The 18,225-nt window shown below is 56.0% G+C and carries 15 protein-coding genes; 5 read left to right on the top strand and 10 right to left on the bottom strand.

Annotation, left to right across the window (positions count from 1 at the left end; translation table 11 throughout):
* Positions 1 to 53: 53 nt before the first annotated feature.
* From ftsH to folD, 4 genes are all read left to right on the top strand, one after another.
* The gene (gene ftsH, locus IEX10_RS06600) at positions 54 to 1,985 is read left to right on the top strand and encodes an ATP-dependent zinc metalloprotease FtsH (RefSeq protein ID WP_188672316.1); all 1,932 of its coding nucleotides are present in this window, start codon (positions 54 to 56) and stop codon (positions 1,983 to 1,985) included.
* A 152-nt stretch (positions 1,986 to 2,137) separates the two neighbouring features.
* Positions 2,138 to 2,725, top strand: coding sequence for an MOSC domain-containing protein (locus IEX10_RS06595; RefSeq protein WP_188672315.1), 588 nt, complete (start codon positions 2,138 to 2,140; stop codon positions 2,723 to 2,725).
* 164 nt (positions 2,726 to 2,889) lie between these two features.
* Complete coding sequence (locus IEX10_RS06590; protein ID WP_188672312.1) at positions 2,890 to 4,566, top strand: formate--tetrahydrofolate ligase; 1,677 nt, start codon at positions 2,890 to 2,892, stop codon at positions 4,564 to 4,566.
* Positions 4,567 to 4,664: 98 nt separating this feature from the next.
* Positions 4,665 to 5,564, top strand: coding sequence for a bifunctional methylenetetrahydrofolate dehydrogenase/methenyltetrahydrofolate cyclohydrolase FolD (folD, locus tag IEX10_RS06585; RefSeq protein ID WP_188672310.1), 900 nt, complete (start codon positions 4,665 to 4,667; stop codon positions 5,562 to 5,564).
* Between the two features lie 193 nt (positions 5,565 to 5,757).
* Here the strand turns inward: folD and pdeM are convergent, their stop codons facing one another.
* The 4 genes from pdeM to IEX10_RS06565 form a co-directional block, all read right to left on the bottom strand.
* Positions 5,758 to 6,423 carry a ligase-associated DNA damage response endonuclease PdeM gene (gene pdeM / locus IEX10_RS06580; RefSeq protein WP_188672307.1) on the bottom strand — a complete coding sequence of 222 codons (666 nt, stop codon included), beginning with the start codon at positions 6,421 to 6,423 and terminating at the stop codon, positions 5,758 to 5,760.
* 41 nt (positions 6,424 to 6,464) lie between these two features.
* Complete coding sequence (locus tag IEX10_RS06575; RefSeq protein WP_188672304.1) at positions 6,465 to 8,864, bottom strand: ligase-associated DNA damage response DEXH box helicase; 2,400 nt, start codon at positions 8,862 to 8,864, stop codon at positions 6,465 to 6,467.
* A gap of 89 nt (positions 8,865 to 8,953) precedes the next feature.
* Complete coding sequence (locus IEX10_RS06570) at positions 8,954 to 9,715, bottom strand: NAD(P)-dependent oxidoreductase (RefSeq protein WP_229678455.1); 762 nt, start codon at positions 9,713 to 9,715, stop codon at positions 8,954 to 8,956.
* 58 nt (positions 9,716 to 9,773) lie between these two features.
* A complete protein-coding gene (locus tag IEX10_RS06565; protein WP_188672300.1) occupies positions 9,774 to 11,072 on the bottom strand; it encodes a DUF8689 domain-containing protein in 1,299 nt (432 codons plus the stop codon).
* 139 nt (positions 11,073 to 11,211) lie between these two features.
* Here IEX10_RS06565 and IEX10_RS06560 point away from each other — a divergent pair, with 139 nt between their 5' ends.
* Entirely contained in the window at positions 11,212 to 12,816 is a 1,605-nt protein-coding gene (locus IEX10_RS06560; protein WP_188672297.1) for a hypothetical protein, read from the top strand.
* Positions 12,817 to 12,819: 3 nt separating this feature from the next.
* Here the strand turns inward: IEX10_RS06560 and IEX10_RS06555 are convergent, their stop codons facing one another.
* Genes IEX10_RS06555 through IEX10_RS06530 form a run of 6 tightly spaced genes read right to left on the bottom strand, consistent with a single transcriptional unit; the run spans position 12,820 to position 18,217 of the window.
* Positions 12,820 to 13,317, bottom strand: a complete 498-nt coding sequence (locus IEX10_RS06555; RefSeq protein WP_188672294.1) for an A24 family peptidase — start codon at positions 13,315 to 13,317, stop codon at positions 12,820 to 12,822.
* The gene (locus IEX10_RS06550; protein WP_188672291.1) at positions 13,317 to 14,174 is read right to left on the bottom strand and encodes a tetratricopeptide repeat protein; all 858 of its coding nucleotides are present in this window, start codon (positions 14,172 to 14,174) and stop codon (positions 13,317 to 13,319) included. Before IEX10_RS06550 ends, IEX10_RS06555 begins: the two co-directional genes overlap by 1 nt.
* Positions 14,175 to 14,198: 24 nt before the next feature.
* Entirely contained in the window at positions 14,199 to 14,810 is a 612-nt protein-coding gene (locus IEX10_RS06545) for a tetratricopeptide repeat protein (RefSeq protein WP_188672288.1), read from the bottom strand.
* On the bottom strand, positions 14,788 to 15,771 hold the full coding sequence (locus IEX10_RS06540; protein ID WP_188672285.1) for a type II secretion system F family protein: 984 nt from the start codon (positions 15,769 to 15,771) through the stop codon (positions 14,788 to 14,790). The genes IEX10_RS06545 and IEX10_RS06540 overlap by 23 nt, the downstream gene beginning before the upstream one ends.
* Before the next feature lie 10 nt (positions 15,772 to 15,781).
* The gene (locus IEX10_RS06535) at positions 15,782 to 16,744 is read right to left on the bottom strand and encodes a type II secretion system F family protein (RefSeq protein ID WP_188672282.1); all 963 of its coding nucleotides are present in this window, start codon (positions 16,742 to 16,744) and stop codon (positions 15,782 to 15,784) included.
* Positions 16,745 to 16,756: 12 nt separating this feature from the next.
* Positions 16,757 to 18,217: a TadA family conjugal transfer-associated ATPase gene (locus IEX10_RS06530; protein WP_188672279.1), complete on the bottom strand. Its 1,461-nt coding sequence runs from the start codon at positions 18,215 to 18,217 to the stop codon at positions 16,757 to 16,759.
* Between the last annotated feature and the right edge of the window lie 8 nt (positions 18,218 to 18,225).

Here is an 18,225-nt window from a genome sequence, read left to right as displayed (position 1 = left end):
ACGTAACACTTTATTAAATACTCGGCACGTAAAGTGCCTTAAGGAGAACCGCCTTGGGAAATACCAAAAATCTGGCTTTTTGGGTCGTGCTGTTTCTGCTGATCGTTGCTTTGTTCAACATGTTCAGCAACGGGCAAAGCGCTGGCAATGAGAATCAGATCACTTATTCCGAATTTATCCAGTCCGTTGAAAAAGGGAATGTGTCCGAAGTGCAGATGGATGGTGAACTCATCACCATTGTGAACAAGGACGGCTCCCGCTTTCAGACAATCCAGCCCCGCGCGGCGATGGAATCCGACAAGCTGACCGACCAGATGATTGATGCCGGCGTCAATGTGAACGTAAAGGCGCAGGAACAATCGGGTTTCCTCTCGGCTATGTCTCTGTGGCTGCCGTTTTTGGTGCTGATCGGCGTCTGGATCTTCTTTATGAACCGGATGCAGGGCGGCGGACGTGGTGGCGCGATGGGCTTTGGTAAATCCAAGGCCAAGCTGCTGAACGAACGCCACGGGCGGATCACTTTTGATGATGTAGCCGGTATCGATGAAGCCAAGGACGAGTTGGAAGAGATCGTTGAGTTCCTGCGCGACCCGCAGAAATTCAGCCGCTTGGGCGGTAAAATCCCGAAGGGCGCGCTGCTTGTTGGCCCTCCCGGGACTGGTAAAACCTTGCTGGCACGCGCAATCGCGGGGGAGGCCGGTGTGCCGTTCTTCACGATCTCCGGTTCGGACTTTGTCGAAATGTTCGTGGGGGTGGGTGCGTCCCGTGTCCGTGACATGTTTGAACAAGCCAAGAAGAACGCGCCTTGTATTGTGTTTATTGATGAAATTGACGCTGTTGGTCGTCACCGTGGTGCCGGTTACGGCGGCGGCAATGACGAGCGCGAGCAGACGTTGAACCAGCTGTTGGTTGAAATGGACGGCTTTGAGGCCAATGAAGGTGTGATCCTTCTAGCGGCGACCAACCGTCCTGACGTTCTTGACCCTGCGCTGCTGCGTCCGGGCCGTTTTGACCGTCAGGTTCAGGTGCCAAATCCGGATATCAACGGACGGAAAAAAATCCTTGAAGTTCACGCGCGCAAGACTCCTCTGGGGCCGGATGTGGACCTGCGCATTATTGCCCGCGGAACACCGGGATTTTCCGGTGCTGATCTGGCGAACCTCGTCAACGAATCTGCTTTGATGGCAGCCCGCAGTGGCAAACGTTACCTGACGATGGAAGATTTTGAAAACGCCAAAGACAAGGTCATGATGGGTGCAGAACGCCGCTCTATGGTAATGTCCGAGGATGAGAAAAAGCTGACCGCCTATCACGAAGCGGGTCACGCCATTGTTGGATTGAACGTGCCGCAGCATGATCCGATCCACAAAGCGACCATTATTCCACGGGGCCGAGCATTGGGTCTGGTCCTGTCTTTGCCAGAGCGGGATCAGCTGTCCGTCACCAAAACCAAGTACAAATCCCAGATCGCTATGGCGATGGGGGGTAAGGTTGCGGAAGAACTGATCTTCGGGGAAGAAAATGTAACCTCTGGGGCGTCTTCCGACATTCAACAGGTCACACGGATTGCTCGTGCGATGGTGACTCAGTTCGGTATGTCAGAGAAGCTTGGCAACATCGACTATGCAAATCGTCAGGACACCTACCTTGGCCCGCAGGGTGGTGGGGTGAATGCCGGTCCGGATACGCAAGAAATCATTGACGCCGAAGTGCGCAAGCTGGTGGATGAAGGCTATGAACGGGCGAAGCAAATCCTGACCGATCATGCGGACCAGCTGGAAAACATGGCGCAAGGCCTGTTGGAATACGAAACCCTGACCGGTGCCGAGATTAAGAAAGTCATTGCTGGGGAGCCACTGAACCGTGGTTCGGATGATGACGATGATACTGATACTGGCGGAAATTCACCCAGTGTCGCGGCTGTTCCGAAAACGAAGAAGCCGAAGAATCCTCCTAAAGGGGACATGGAACCTGATCCGGTCTAAGGACTGGCTTCCTAAAGGAAGTGATCTTGGAAGAAATATTTAAAGACCTGTGCTGTGCGCGGGTCTTTTCTTTTGCGCGGGGCTGAGGTCTAACATCTTAAACCGTTCCGCATGGCGCGGGTGTGCAAGAACACTGTTAAGGAAGTCGTCCAATGCCCGCTTTGAAACCCACGAAACATAGCTGCGAAATCGTCTACCTCGGGGTGGTGCCGGATCGGGAAGCGGCCCTTGTTTCGGACCCGAAGGTCGAAGTTTTTGCAGGTTTTGCAGGTATCGATGGGGAATGCCATGCAGGGCTGACGCGCCCGTCGTGTTCCCGCGTCTTGTCACAACACGCCAGAGGGACAGAAATCCGCAACGCCCGCCAGCTCTCTATCGTTAGCGCAGAGGAATTGGAGCTGATTGCCGCCGAAATTGGACTGGATAGCATCGATCCCGCATGGCTCGGGGCGAGCATCATGGTACGAGGCTCACCGGACTTTACTTTCATCCCGCCCTCATCCCGATTGCAAAACGAAGCGGGCACAACCCTTGTGGTCGATATGGAAAACCGCCCCTGCATCTTCCCCGGCAAAGAAGAATTGGAGCCCCGATATCCGGGAAAGGGAAAAATGTTCAAGACAGCCGCCACCGATCGGCGCGGGGTCACAGCGTGGGTGGAACGGGAAGGCCCGCTAAAGGTCGGCGACCGGTTCACGCTTCATATTCCCAATCAGCGGCACTGGTCGCTGGAAGCCTGATACCGCGCGGACCCACGGAATCTGCCCTACGATCAGCGTGAATCGGTACAGGCGGCGATTACGGGTTGGATTGTGTCGTATTTGCTCTGGGTTCGGGGGGGCATTTTTCGGCATTAATTATCGATGTGACACAGAAAGACCAACACCCACAGGGAAGAGTGAAAATGGCTTACAAGACCGACATCGAAATCGCGCGGGAGGCGTCGAAACTACCGATCCAGGAGATCGGCGCGAAATTGGGGATCGGCACAGATGATTTGCTGCCGTTCGGTCACGACAAGGCCAAGGTCAGCCAGTCTTTCATCGATTCTGTTCAGGATCGCAAAGACGGCAAGCTGGTGCTGGTGACTGCCATCAATCCAACACCTGCGGGCGAAGGTAAAACCACCACGACCGTTGGGCTGGGCGACGGTCTGAACCGGATCGGCAAAAATGCCTGCGTTTGTATCCGCGAGGCCTCCCTTGGTCCAAACTTTGGTATGAAGGGCGGTGCTGCGGGCGGCGGCTATGCCCAGATCGTGCCGATGGAAGATATGAACCTGCACTTTACGGGGGATTTCCACGCAATTACTTCTGCCCACTCGTTGCTTTCGGCGATGATCGACAACCACATCTATTGGGGCAACGACCTTGAGATCGACGTGCGCCGCGTTGTCTGGCGCCGCGTTGTGGATATGAATGACCGCGCTTTGCGTCAAATAACGGCCTCTCTGGGCGGTGTTGCCAACGGTTTCCCGCGTGAGGCGGGTTTTGACATTACGGTCGCGTCCGAAGTGATGGCGATCCTCTGTCTGGCGCGCAATCTGTCGGATTTGCAGGAGCGTTTGGGCAATATGATTGTGGCCTACCGCCGCGACCGTACGCCGGTTTACTGCCGTGATATCAAAGCGGACGGCGCGATGACTGTACTGCTGAAGGATGCGATGCAACCCAATCTGGTGCAGACGCTGGAAAACAATCCGGCTTTCGTACACGGCGGCCCGTTTGCCAATATCGCCCACGGTTGCAACTCTGTAATGGCGACGACAACGGCCCTGAAGCTGGCTGACTTTGTTGTGACGGAAGCTGGATTTGGTGCGGATCTCGGGGCCGAGAAGTTTCTCAACATCAAGTGCCGCAAGGCGGGTCTGGCACCGGATTGTGTTGTGCTGGTCGCCACGGTGCGCGCGATGAAGATGAACGGTGGCATTGCCAAAGCCGATCTTGGCGCGGAAAACGTGGATGCGGTGAACGCTGGCTGCCCGAACCTCGGTCGCCACATCAGTAACCTCAAAAGCTTTGGTGTGCCTGTAGTGGTCGCTATTAACCACTTTGTCACGGACACGGATGCAGAAGTGCAGGCGGTGAAGGACTATGTGGCGGCGCAGGGTTCTGAAGCGATCGTTTCACAGCATTGGGAGTTCGGTTCCAAAGGCTCCGAGGCGCTGGCGACCCGCGTGGCAGAGATTGCCGAAAGCGGTGCCTCCCAGTTCGCGCCGCTATACGGTGATGAGATGCCTCTGTTTGAAAAGATCGAGACCGTCGCAAAGAGAATTTATCGTGCAGATGAAGTGCTCGCCGACCAGAAAATACGCGACCAACTGCGCCTTTGGGAAGAGCAGGGCTATGGGAATCTGCCGGTTTGTATGGCTAAAACCCAATATTCCTTTTCGACTGATCCGAACCTGCGCGGCGCGCCGACAGGCCATTCGGTGCCGGTCCGTGAGGTGCGACTGAGCGCGGGTGCGGGCTTTGTTGTTGTGGTCTGCGGAGAGATCATGACCATGCCAGGCCTGCCGCGGGTGCCCAGTGCCGAGAACATCCACCTGAACGAGGCCGGCCAGATCGAGGGCTTGTTCTAATCGATCCCGCCGGAGTATGTTCCGGCGAAGGCGAACCAGTTCTGGCCGGGGGCGGTGCCTCCGGTCAGGGTATTTTAAAGACGTAGAAGGGCCATAGGGTGACTGGGAAAATTATCGACGGGAAAGAATTTGCGGCCTCTGTTCGGGCCAAGGTGGCAGAGCATGTGACGCGGTTGAAGGCAGATCACGATGTGACGCCGGGCCTTGCTGTGGTGCTGGTCGGTCAAGATGCGGCTTCTGAAGTTTACGTCCGCAACAAAGGTAAATCCACATTGGAAGTGGGGATGAATTCGTACGAGCATAAGCTGCCGGCGGACACATCCGAAGCGGATCTTCTCGCGCTGATCAACCAGTTGAACGAGGATCCGGCAGTGCATGGTATCCTGTGCCAGCTTCCCTTGCCGGATCACCTCAACGAGGAGTTGGTGATCAACTCTATCGTGCCGGAAAAGGACGTTGACGGGTTTCACATTTCTAACGTCGGACGGCTGAGCACGGGGCAAAAGTCTATGGTGCCTTGCACGCCGCTTGGCTGTTTGATGATGCTGCGCGATCATCACGGCAGCCTTTCGGGGCTAAACGCAGTGGTCGTTGGACGGTCCAATATCGTGGGCAAACCGATGGCGAATCTGTTGCTAAAGGACAGTTGCACCGTCACGATTGCCCATTCCCGCACCAAGGACATAGAGGCGTTGTGCCGGACCGCGGACATCGTCGTCGCGGCGGTCGGGCGGCCTGAAATGGTGACGGGGGAGTGGATCAAAGATGGTGCCACCGTGATTGACGTGGGCATAAACCGCATACCGCATCCGGAAAAAGAGGGTAAAACCAAACTGGTTGGCGATGTGGATTTTGCCTCTGCTGTTGAAAAAGCCGGGGCGATCACCCCTGTTCCGGGTGGTGTGGGTCCGATGACTATTGCCTGTCTGTTGGCCAATACTGTAACGGCCTGTTGTCGAGCCAACGGGCTGGATGAACCCGACGGGCTGACGGCTTGAACGCTTGAAAATGAAACGCGACGCCGGTTTTGGGCCGGCGCCGCGTTTTTACTCAAATCACTTTTCAGAGCAGGCCACGCGTACTGTTGCGCTTGAATACTCGGATTACAATCCTGCTGCATGACCGGTTTTACTGCGCCGGTATAGAAGATGTAGGGCGCTTCACACTTCCATCAAGTTTTTTATGCTGCGATTAAGCTCGCGGCATTGGCAAAGGCAACGCTTGCGTGCCCGTTAGGACCGCGACAGCTTTGGTGGACATCAGCGGTTCGAACACCGGATCATTGCAGCGCAAGCCGCCGGTATACGCCCCGAAAGCAGGCAGAATTACGCGGCTGTCGTCAATCAGGAAACACGGGCGTGACATGCGGCCCGCTTTCATACGCAGGCTTGCTTTGGGATGATAATGGCCAGAAATCTCGGCTCGTGCGCCAGATTTCGCGATATGTCGAAACACCAACGGTCCGGTTTTATATTCCGACATATGTGTGCCGCCAAGGTTAACAGGTCCGGGATCGTGATTGCCTTCCAGCCAGATCCAGCGCCGGCCGGCCATCATCATGGTCAGTTGCGCGTGATCTTCGGGTTCCAGTGCGTTCTGTCCGGCGTCGTCGTCAAAACTGTCCCCAAGGCAGATCACGCTGAGCGGGTCGAGCGCATCTATCGCCTGTGCAAGCCGGTCCAACGTCTCGCGGTTTTCATAAGGGGGGAGCAACGCCCCGCCCCGTCGGGCCATGCGGTCCGATTTTCCGAGGTGAAGATCGGACACACAAAGCAAGCGTCGCTCCTGCCACCAGAGCAAACCAGAGGCGAGCGCTGTCAGGGTGATCCGGTCCAAATTGAAAGAATAGCCGTGCATCGCGGCGTCATGCTATTCCTTGGGCGGGAAATCAAGTCAAATCACTCCAACCCCGCCTCTCGCATCAGTTCAGCGGCTTCAATCGCTGCCGCGCGATCAATTGCAGCGCCGTAGATCGGTACCTTGCCCACCTCCAGCAGCATCGGCGCGCTAAGCGGCGTGACATGGGGTGCCTTCACATGATCAATCCGTCCTTGCACACGGGTCAGCATTTCTTCGATCCGGCCAAAATCAACCAGCCCGCCCATCGCCTCGGCGCGGGTGATCTGCAACAACAGATGGTCTGGATCGTATTTAAGCAGCGTATCGTAAAGAATATCTGAAGAAAACGTCGCCTGCCGACCGGTTTTGCGTTTCCCTGGCAGGTTTTTAACGATCAGCCCTGCAATCGTGGCCACGTTGCGAAAGCTGCGTTTCATCACGGCGTTATTGGCAAGCCAGCCTTCCAATCCGTCGCGCAAGTCCTCGGGCGACAGCAGGGCGGCAGGGTCCTCCACCGCATCCAGCCCCCAGATCAACAACGCGTAATCGGTTGCGACAAATCCGATCGGATGCAATCCGGCAAGTTCCATCCGCTTTGTCACCAGAAGCCCTAGTGTTTGCAAGGCGTTACGGCCCGCAAACCCATAGAAACAGGTGTAGGCCCGCGTGTCCCGCCAGTAGCTTTCCACCAGCATTCGCCCCGGTTTGGGCAGCATCGACACCTGTTGCTGTATCTCCAGCCATCTGCGCGTGTGTTCAGGCAAGGCCGACCAATCACCGCTGTTCAGCAGTGCAATCACACGGGTCGAAAGCAGGGTGGACGTGGCAAATTTGGTGCCGGCAAATGTGGCGATGCGGGGCTCCTTGCGGCCTTTGGTAACCTGCACCGTCATCTCGCGCAGGCCCTCGTACCGCACCACCTGTCCGCCAATTAGAAAAGTATCGCCTTCCGTCAGGGTTGCTGCAAAGCCTTCTTCGATCTCTCCCAATGGTGCGCCGCCTCGACCGCGCCACCTCACGTTCAGTGTTTCAGTGTCGACAATCGTACCGACATTCATCCGGATGCTTTGGGCGCTGCGAGCATCGCGCAATTGCCACAGACCGTCCGGATTAAGCATCAAACGCTGCCACCGGTCATACGCCCTGAGCGCGTAGCCCCCCGTGGCGCAGAATTCCAGACAAGCATCAAAATCGGGTCGGCTAAGTTCCCCGTAGGGACCGGCCTGTCTCACCTCATGATACAGCGCAGTGGCGTCGAATGGACCGGCGCAGGCGCGTAGAAGAATGTGCTGGCAAACCACATCGCGCGGTCCTTTGGCGCGGGGTTCACCGTCGAGGGTGTTCTCGCGCACGGCTTCTAGTGCGGCTTGCGCTTCGAGCACCTCAAACCGGTTGGCAGGCACGATCACCGCGCGGGACGGGGCGTTATAGCGGTGGTTGGACCGCCCGATCCGTTGCACTAGCCGTTTGATATTCTTGGGCGCGCCCACTTGAATCACCAGATCCACATCGCCCCAGTCAATCCCTAGATCAAGCGTGCCGGTACAGACCACCCCGCGCAGACTGCCCGCGACCATCGCGGCCTCTACCTTGTCCCGTGCTTCTCGAGCGAGCGATCCGTGATGTAGGGCAATGGGCAGGGACTGATCGTTGGCAGCCCAAAGCGCGCGGAAAAAGATTTCTGCCTGCGCGCGGGTGTTGATGAAGATCAACGTGGTATTTGCTCCTTCCACCAGCTTCAGCACGTCATTGACCGCATAGGCCGCCCCCGCACCAGCCCAAGGGGGCGGGGTTTCGCTGTGCAGGATCGTTATGTCGGGTTCGGGGCCTGGATCGGCCTTTATGATCTCGCAAGGGAGCGGGTTGGGTACCAGAAACCGGCCGAGCGCGGGAGGATCTTCGACGGTTGCTGACAGGCCGACACGTCGCATATCAGGGCAGAGCGATTGCAGGCGGGACAGGCAGAGCATCAATTGGTCGCCCCGCTTGCTTTCGGCGAGCGCGTGGATCTCATCCACCACAACCCTTTGTAATCCCGCAAAGATCTTGGGTGCGTCCGGATAAGACAGCAAAATAGCGAGCGATTCCGGTGTGGTCAGAAGGATATGGGGCGGATCGGCACGCTGCCTTTTGCGTTTGGTTTGAGAGGTGTCGCCGGTGCGATCCTCTACCCGTATGGGCAGGTCGAGCGCTTCAATCGGGGTTTGCAAATTGCGGCGGATGTCTGCGGCCAGCGCCTTGAGCGGAGAAACATAAAGCGTATGCAGCCCATCCTTCGGGTCCTCTGCCAGCGCAATCAAGGTCGGCAGGAACCCGGCGAGGGTTTTGCCGCCCCCGGTTGGTGCAATCAGCAGGGTTGCAGGCGCATCGGCGCGATCCAGAAGCTGCTGCTGGTGGGGGTGGATTTGCCAGCCACGGGTTGCAAACCAGTCCTGAAAATTTTGCGGAAGGGTGTTCATTGTCTAGAGGTAGCGCGCGGTTGCAGGGTTGCAAAGGGGGCTGGCTGCCCCCCGACCCCCGCGGATATTTAGAGCCAGAAGAAGCGCTGTCAGCTTGGGCGGGGTTTCAAGGCGCGGATGTGGCGGATCACGGTTTCCGGCAGGCTGGTATCGGCGCCGTCTGGGGCGGCGTCCAACGCGCTTTCGACGTCTTTTTTCAGGATGCCGATGGTGTTGTCGTCGGCAAAGCCGTCGCGGGCGAATTCGATGTTTTCAAAGCCGGAGGCGAGCCAGTTCTGGCCTGATGAGGTATGGATCAGGTCGAGAAGTTTCCGTTCGTCTATTTGTGCGGCATCCGCCCAATCCAACACCAACCGCGTTGTTGCTGTGTTGGTGGCAGCCAGCAGGTTGTTGAGAACCTTGGCCGACATACCGGCACCTGTACCGCCCATATGATGGAAATGGGCGCCCATGGCCGAGAACAGCGGCATGAGGTGTGCGATATCCAGATCACCACCGCCGAGCATGAAGGAAAGGCGCGCCTCTTGTGCAGCGATTGCGGCGCCGGACATGGGCGCGTCAATCAAGGTGCAGGGGATACGATCTTTAAGGGCTGTAATATAGCGCGGCGACAGGGTGGAGGAGATCACCACATGGGTCAGCGCAGGCAGGCGGTTTAGCAAGGCTTGGTCGGTGAAGAGGAGAGCCTCGGTCTGGGCGATATCGCGCACGACGCTGATCAGAATTTCCGTTTCGGCAGGCAGCTTCGACGGGTCGTTTGCGATGGTGTAGCTGTGGGTTTCGTAGTGCGAAGGGTCACGGATATCAAATCCGGTTGCATCAAATCCGGCGGCACATAGGGCGGCCAACATGGGTTCCCCCATGCGGCCACAGCCTGCAACAACTGTCTTCAGCCGCGTGGCTGCTCGATCAGTGTTCGACAACAGATTCCGCCACAAACAAGTTGGCCCAAGCCCGTTCGACAAGATCAATTGCCATTTTGTGGGGGCGGCCTTCGTAATCGCAGATGGATTTCATCTGGGTGAACAGGAAAGGCGCATGATAGGCCGCATAAGTGTTGTCGACCTGTGGGTAGAGTTTGGAAAACAGGTGGATCAGAACCTGTTCGTCCAGCGGCATTTTCATCGCCTTGGACACCAGCGCGTAAATCTGGATCATTTGGTCACGGGTCGGGCGGTCCACCAACACCTTGTAGTAAATTCGGCGCAGCGCGGCACCGTCAAAAATTTCGGCAGGGTGGAAGTTGGTCGAAAAAATCACCAGCGTGTCGAATGGGACGAGGAATTTTTCCCCCGATTGCAGGGACAAGATATCCTCCCCGCCTTCCATCGGGACAATCCATCGGTTGATCAGTGCCTGTGGCGGTTCGGATTGGCGGCCAAGGTCATCCACGATGAAAACGCCGCCGGTTGCCTTCAGTTGCAGGGGCGCCTGATAGGTTTTGGAGTTGGCGTTGTAGTTCAATTCCAGCATGCTAAGCGTTAGTTCGCCGCCGGTGATAACCGAAGGCCGGTTGCACAGGACATAGCGGTTGTCGAACTGCATCCCTGTGCGCCGCAGAGAGTTCGGGTCCGCGGCGCTTTCTTGTGCGTGACCGTGCACGATCGGATCGTAGACCGAAATCACCTGACCGGAATATTCCAGTACTTTGGGCACAAAAATTTTATCCCCGAGAGCATCCCGTATGCCGTTGGAAATAGAAGATTTACCATTTCCGGGTGGGCCGTACATCAGGATCGACTTGCCGGAATTTACCGCAGGGCCAAGTTGGGTGAGCAACCCGTCAGGTATAATCAAGTGGCCCATTGAATTTTCGAGCGCTTCTTGGGTAATCCCCACGTCCGCCACAGATTGCAATTTGACCTGTTCACGGTAATCATCAAGCGGGATTGGCAGGGCACCAAAGTATTCGGATTGTGCCAAGGCATCAAGCGCACGGGATTTACCACTTTCGGACATCTGATAGCGCAGTTCCGTGCCGGATTTTCCGGTCACTTCCAGCATGTTCTGGCTGCGCGCCATCTCAATCAACTCAAGCGCTACAGGCGTAGAGCAGCACAGCGTTTGTTCCACCTCACCCGGGGTCGAGACGTTTTTACGAAACATCGTCTTAATTAAAATATCCCGCGCGAAGACAGGATTAAGCCCCGTTGCCGCCACTGACATTGGAATCTTGGGCGGATGCAAAGTACGCGCCTGCATGTTCATATCAACACCACTGCTTTATGTTTTTTATGGATCGAGCCTACTCTGACTACCCTGAATGGGTAAACAAAAACTGTATTTGATTTTGCGGATCGGGACGGTTTGATTTAACTTGTCTGAAACAGGCAACAGCCCGGGGGCAATGGTGCGAAATTTATTCTGGGTTTGGTATGCCTTATTCCTGATCGGGCTGCTTGCGTGGCTTGCTTTGATGCGGGTGAATGATGGTGCGGTTCTGATCCTCAGCTTTGATGGGGATGCGATCCATATGGCGCAAATCGTACTGCGCATGCAGGCAGGGGATCTGCCACATCACGATTTTCTCACCCCGCTCGGAGTTTTGGCGTTTCAGCCGATTGTTTGGTTAATGAATGCCGGCTTCGGTCTGGGCGCAGCATTTGCATATGCCCCGGTGTTCATTGGGTTAATCTGCCTTCCGGCGGTCTATTTTGTGGGGATCACACGATTCTCACCTGCAGGTGCGCTTGCTTTTGGAGGCGTGTTTCTGGTGCAGTTGCTGGCGCTGGTGCATGGCGGGGTGGAGCCGACGGTTACCGTCTCTATGTATTACAACAACTGGTGCTGGGCTGTGACCGGATTGCTGGTGGTTATGGCGGTTCTGCCGCCTCACCATTTCGGTTTGAAAGCGGTTTGGGCGGAGTCATTGATACTTGGGATTGGTGTGGCGTTTTTGACGCTGACCAAGGCGCCATTTGCCGTGTTTATTCTTCCGGCGCTGATCGTCGCCCTTTTGGTGCGAGGACAGCTACGGATGCTCGGGTTCGGGGTGATGTGGGCGTTGGTGGTGCTGGTTGCTGTGACATTTCCGTTCGGCGCTGTGGCTTATTGGCAAGGATATGTCGCCGACCTGCTCTATGTTGCGCAATCGGGGGCGCGGGGGCAACCTGGTGCGCCGTTGCCACTGATGCTGCTGGCTCCGTCCCAGATTGTCGGTAATCTTGCCGTTCTCGTGGCCATCCTTTTTCTGCGTCAGGCGCGGAAATCGCCCGAGGCGCTTGTGCTGTTGGTGCTGGCGGTCGGGTGGATGTTGATCGCGCATCAGAATTGGCAGAACGATCCACATTGGCTGGTGATCGCGGGGTTGATCGTGATGGTGTACGCGCGGAACGTAACACTTTACAACCGTTTCGGTTGGCCGCTGCAAAAGGCGCTGCATAGCGTTTCGGTCTTGCTGTTTGCATTGGGTGCGCCCTTGTTAATAACGCAGTTTCAATCTCTTCTGATCCACAATAGCCTGAAGCCGGACCGGTTCGCTGCGGTGTTGCACGATGCGGACACGAGTGATTTGCGGTTCCGAAGTGCAGTCACTCAGGACGTCAGGGGGGAGCGTCCATTGAGCGGCTTTTCTAAAAGCGAAACCGCATCGGCGACTTTGAATGGGGAAACCCTGCCTGCGTGTCAGAAAATTACCGGCCTGCTGAATGATCTGGCCGAGACCGGCGCGCGGCTGGACCGCTTCCCCCAGACCAATGGGGCAGAGGTGCTTTACGCGGACTGGGTTAACGGACTGTGGTTGTTTTCGGGTACGGCACCCCTGCAAGGCGGTGCCCCGTGGTATTACGGGGGGACGGCAGGGTTTGATGCGGCTGATTTTCTGGTTGTGCCCCTGTGTCCGATGGGGCAGGGGGTGCGCCGCATGATCCTTAACGCAATCGAGCAAAGCCCCGATCTTTCATTTCGCGAAATCGCGCGAAACGATCTGTTTATCTTACTTCAAAAACAGTAGCCATCAGGAGCCGATACCCGCCTGTAGCAACAGATAACAGGCCAGCGACGTGCTGAGCGTGACGCCATAAGGGAATTTTCCGCCCACCTGCCAGGATTTCCACCCTGCCAGATAGGGTTTGAAGACCCCGATAGCGCCGATCCCACGGTGCAGTGCAACGGTCAACAGCGACAGAGCTGCTAACAGCATAAGGAACATAGTCGCATCCCCAAGCGCGATGAATGGCGCCATAGCCGCGATAAATTTGCTATCGCCCCCGCCCATGTAGCCGAAAGCCGTTAACAAAAAACCAACGGCCAGCATTAACGCGGCTTGCGCGATGCGCAGAGCGTACAGATCAAGCGGGAATATCAACAAACCGACCACAGCGAAGGCAAGAAACAGACCCAGCGTCGTCTTGTTGTAAATCTTCATGTAGCGCAGATCGCTTATCGCGGCCCAAATGCAAAAGGGCAGCGCGATCAGCAGAAGAACCACTGTCGGGTCCAACGGGTTTTCCATCAGCTTTTGATTGTCCGTGTCAGCGCTTCCAGACTGCGGACGGCCTCTTCAAAGTGGCGTGGATGGGCGTCAATTGCGTCTTCAAGCAGGCCGCGCCCGATGTCAGTATCGCCCTGTTTTACTGCGGACAAACCGGCAGTGTAGAGCATTTGGGCCTTTTCCGTTTCGCTCATCGGGACGACGGGCAGGCTGTAGTTCTTCTGCGCAGCCCGCGCGAGCATCAGATTGTTCTTGGCGGTGAAAAGTTTGCGATCATAGGTAATGGCCTGAACAAACAGCTTTTCCGCGCCTTTGTAATCGCCGCGGGCCATTTTCGAATAACCCCAGTTGTTCATCACATTGGACGGTTTTGTGGTCAGCCCACTTGCGATTTCGTAAAAACTGTCGGCTTTTTTCCATTTCTTCTGGCTGTCCGCAATCATCGCTTCCAGACGGTAGCGCTTGTAGGTTTCGACAGTGGGGGGCACCTGATTCAACTGGGCTTCGGCGCCTTTCCAGTCATTGGTGCGGATCAGGGCGTCAGCGAAATCGATCCGGTCCTGATCTGTACCTTCCTTGGAGTCCACCAGTTTTTCAAAAACGGGAACGGCCTCTGCCGCGCGTTTGGCACGGATCAGGGACTGGGCCAGGCCGCGGCGGAATTCGATCCGGTCAGGGGCTTTTGTCAGGGAGCTGCGAAAATATTCAACGGCTTCGTTCGGATCTGCCACCGTCAGCATAATATCGTTAAGATCGGTTGCATCAACGACGCTTGTAGGATCAAGATCCGCAGCTTTTGATGCGTCGCCATTGTCTGCACATGCGCCAAGTGCCAGCAAGCCGGCGATTGCGAGTGTGCCCATTAGTGGATTGCCCATGGGTCTGTTCCTGTACTGCTCGTTTTAGCCCGAGTTTGATGTGGATAGCAGCAGATATTTGCCGTTGCCCCGCCTCACCAACTCGAAGTCGTTATTTATATTAGGAGAAGAATACTCTGAGTTATCCATAATTGCGATAACTTTGGTCAAATTTTTGCGAATTTCTTCAGAATTGCCGTTATCTAGACCATATGCGAGCTGAAAGACACGCTTTGCCTCAGCGTATTCGCCCTGGGACATTAGGACGACACCCAGATTATTCCAGGCCGGCACGAATTCGGGATCTTTATTCACAGCAAGTTGCAACAGTTCATTGGCGTGATGCAAACGTCCCAAGTGCATATTGGCCGATCCAAGTGCGCTAAGCACATCCGCATTCAGACCTGTTTCAGACGCCGCCCGAGTGTAGGCTTTCAACGCCAGCTCATACTCTTTTGAGGCCATCAGACGATGCCCCACGGTTAGTCCATCCACAGCCTCGGTAACTATCTCTGTTCCTGCGGGCGCTTTCAGTCCTTCATGGACCACTGCAAGGGAGCGGGACTCGACCGTGCCCATACTGGAACAGGCGCCAAGTGCGACTGTTGCGCTTAATGCTGCCAGTGTGGCCTGATTATTTTTGAACCATGTGAACATAGATATCAAAGACCGAAGGTCCCACCATAATTACGAGAAGAGGAGGCACCGTGAACATCATGGTGCAGAGTGTCATTTTGGTCGGCAGCTTGTTCGCCTTTTCCTCGGCGCGGGTCACACGTTTGTCCCGCATTTCAGAGGCATATACCCGCAAGGCTTCACCAAGGGATGTCCCGAATGTTGCAGACTGAATCATCACGGTAACAAATGCTGAAATATCCTGACAATCACAGCGTTCAGCCATGTCGCGCAGAACCACTGGGCGCTCCTTACCGGCGCGCATTTCATTTGCGACGATGGTAAATTCCTCTGACAGGGCAGGGGCGGACGGTGCGATTTCCTTCGCTACACGCTGCACAGCCTGATCAAGCGATTGGCCAGCCTCAATGCAGACCAGCATCAGATCGAGCGAGTCAGGAAATCCGTTTAGGATTTCTTCCTGACGGGTTCCACGGCGTTTCTCGACCCAATAGATCGGTGCGTAGTAACCGACAAAACCCGGACCAAGTGTCTGGATCGCAAGCCATTTCAGATCAGATGTGCCGCCGGTAAGAAGGAAGGTGTAGACAGTCCCAAGCAGAAGCCCCGCCAGCCCGAGAACAAGTTGCAGAAAGTGGAACGTCCGCACCGCGCCCTTCGTTCGATACCCGGCTTGGATAAGCTTCAGGCGCCGGTCTGAAAACTCCTGTTGGTCCTGTGGTTCCAGATAGGCAGCAAACTTGTCGAGATTCGGCCCTTTCTGCTTTTCCCGCAGTTCCAGTTTTGGCTGATCCCCAGAGCCCCGTTTCGGGGTTGGGTTGCGCACCGCTGATCCGGCAAGGCGGTCGAACGGGTCTTCTTTCTTGGTCAGAAGGAAGGGCAGGGTCATAACAATGCAAAAAATGCCAAGCACGCCCATCGCGATGAACGGACCGGCGGGACCGAGGATTTCTACAAGGTATGTATTGAACTGATCAAGCATCTGACGGCTCCTATACCTTAATATTTACCATGTGACGCATGACCAAAACGTTAATGGCAAGCATCACAAACACGGCAATTGCGGCGGGCATATAGTATTCGGTAGGCTTCACCGCATCATAATAGGTTGGATTCATGACATTCACCCCGCCAAGCGCGGCGAGCGGGAAGCCGGACAGGAACATACCGGACCATTTTGCCTCGGCGGTGATGGCATTCACACGGCGGAACAGTTTAAAGCGGGAACGGATCACTTTGGACAGCCCGTCGAGAACCTCTGCCAGATTACCACCGGCTTTGGCCTGAATGGCCACAGCAACAGTCAGAAAGCGCAGGTCGGGCACGTCAATTCGTTCCGCCATGTTGTTCAGCGCCGCGGCGATATCCGCACCATAGGCGGTTTCATCAACGATCATGCCAAATTCAGAGCCGATCGGATCGGGCATTTCATTGGCTACAATGTTGATAGCATTGGAAAACGGGTGGCCCACACGCAGGGAGCGCACGATCAAGTCCACCGCATCGGGAAGTTGTTCTTCAAACGCGGCCATACGTTTTTTGGCTTTGCCGCTCAGCCAGAAATAGACGCCGCCCCCGCCAATGAGAACAGACAGAATACAGCGTAATACCAGACCGGTTTCAGTGAAATAGGTCAGGCCGCCAAAGCTGAGTGCGGCAACAAGGATCATGACCATAATCAGCGCGGACGGCGAGAACGCGATGTTCGCCTGCTGTGCCTTATGGCTAAGAATGGACATAATCGGCAGTTTCAGGCCGGACAGATGCTGGTCCCGCTCTTTGCGCAGTGCCTCAAACACCTCTTCCTGCGCCTTACCGGTTTCCATCATCGCCAACCGGCGGTTCACGCGGCTGTTCAGCTTGATGGATTTGCCAAAGGTCACAAGGTAGATACCCTCGACGATCAGAACAACGCCGACGAAGATCAGAAGATAGATAACTGCCTGTGTACCCATAATAACGGTTCCTTATTGCGCGGCGGTTTGGCGGCGCGGAGAATAGATGCTGGAGGGCAAATCATAGCCCCACTGCTTAAAGCGGTCCGAATAGAGAGAGCGCAGTCCCGTCGGGGTAAAGTCCCCGATAAGTTTTCCGTCTTTTCCGGTGCCTTCGATTTCGTATCGGAAGATTTCCTGCAAGGAGATCACATCCCCTTCCATGCCGGCCACTTCCGTGATGGAAACCATCCGGCGCGAGCCGTCCTGAAGACGTTTCGCCTGCACGATCAGATTCACCGCCGAAGCAATCTGCGAGCGCATTGCGCGCAGGGGCATTTCCACCCCTGTCATGGCGATCATGTTCTCCAAACGCGCAACCGCATCTCTTGCGGAGTTGGCGTGGATCGTCGTCATGGACCCATCGTGGCCAGTGTTCATGGCCTGAAGCATGTCGATCACCTCATCGCCGCGGGTTTCCCCCACAATAATCCGGTCCGGGCGCATCCGCAGGGCGTTTTTCAGACAGGCGCGGGCGTCTACTTCGCCTTTGCCTTCAACATTCGGCGGGCGGGTCTCCATCCGTGCAAGGTGTTGTTGTTGCAGCTGAAGTTCCGCCGTATCCTCAATCGTGGCGACACGTTCGTCATTGGCGATAAAGCTCGACAAAGCGTTCAGCGTGGTGGTTTTACCCGACCCCGTACCGCCCGAGACGATGATGTTCAGGCGACAGGCCACGGCCGCTTGCAAATAGGCGGCCATTCCATCGGTGAATGCGCCAAATTTAACCAGATCGTCGATGCCGAGCTTGTCTTTCTTAAACTTCCGGATCGAGACCAGCGCCCCGTCGATCGCAATCGGTGGCACCATCGCGTTGAAGCGAGAGCCGTCAAGCAAGCGGGCATCCACATAGGGGTTTGATTCATCGACACGGCGCCCCACAGCGGATACAATTTTATCGATCACACGCAGCAGATGTTTGTCATCCCGAAAAACCACCCGCGACAGCGACAGTTTGCCGTTTTTCTCGATGAATATCTGCTTGGGGCCGTTGATCAGGATATCGGCGATATCCTCGTCCTTCAAAAGCGGCTCAAGCGGGCCGAGGCCCGTGACCTCGTCGTACATTTCGTTGTTAAGATTGGTGCGTTCCTCTTTTGACAGCACCAATCCCATTTCTTGGAGCCCGTCCGAACAAATAGCCGAGATTTCGCGGCGCAGATCTGCTTCAGAGGCGCTCTCGATCGCGCCGAGGTTCAGGTTTTCCAGCAACCGCGTGTGCATATCCAGACGCACATCCATCAATTTCTGGGCGCGACGCTCCTCACGGCTGAGGTTGTCCGACTTGGCTTTTGCAGCAGGCGCAGCTTTGGGCGGCGCTTTGGCGGCCACCGGCTCGGGCGTAGGCGTCAATGGTGCTTCAACCGTTTCCGGTGCTTCACTGGCGTCCATCGGTGCCGGCTTTGCGTCCGGCTTTTTGTATCTTTTGAACATCTTCTACT

The organism is Neptunicoccus cionae (genome assembly GCF_014643735.1).
GTDB lineage: Bacteria > Pseudomonadota > Alphaproteobacteria > Rhodobacterales > Rhodobacteraceae > Amylibacter > Amylibacter cionae.
The sequence above is the reverse complement of the archived record's forward strand: the minus strand, read 5'-3'. Positions and strand labels throughout refer to the sequence as shown.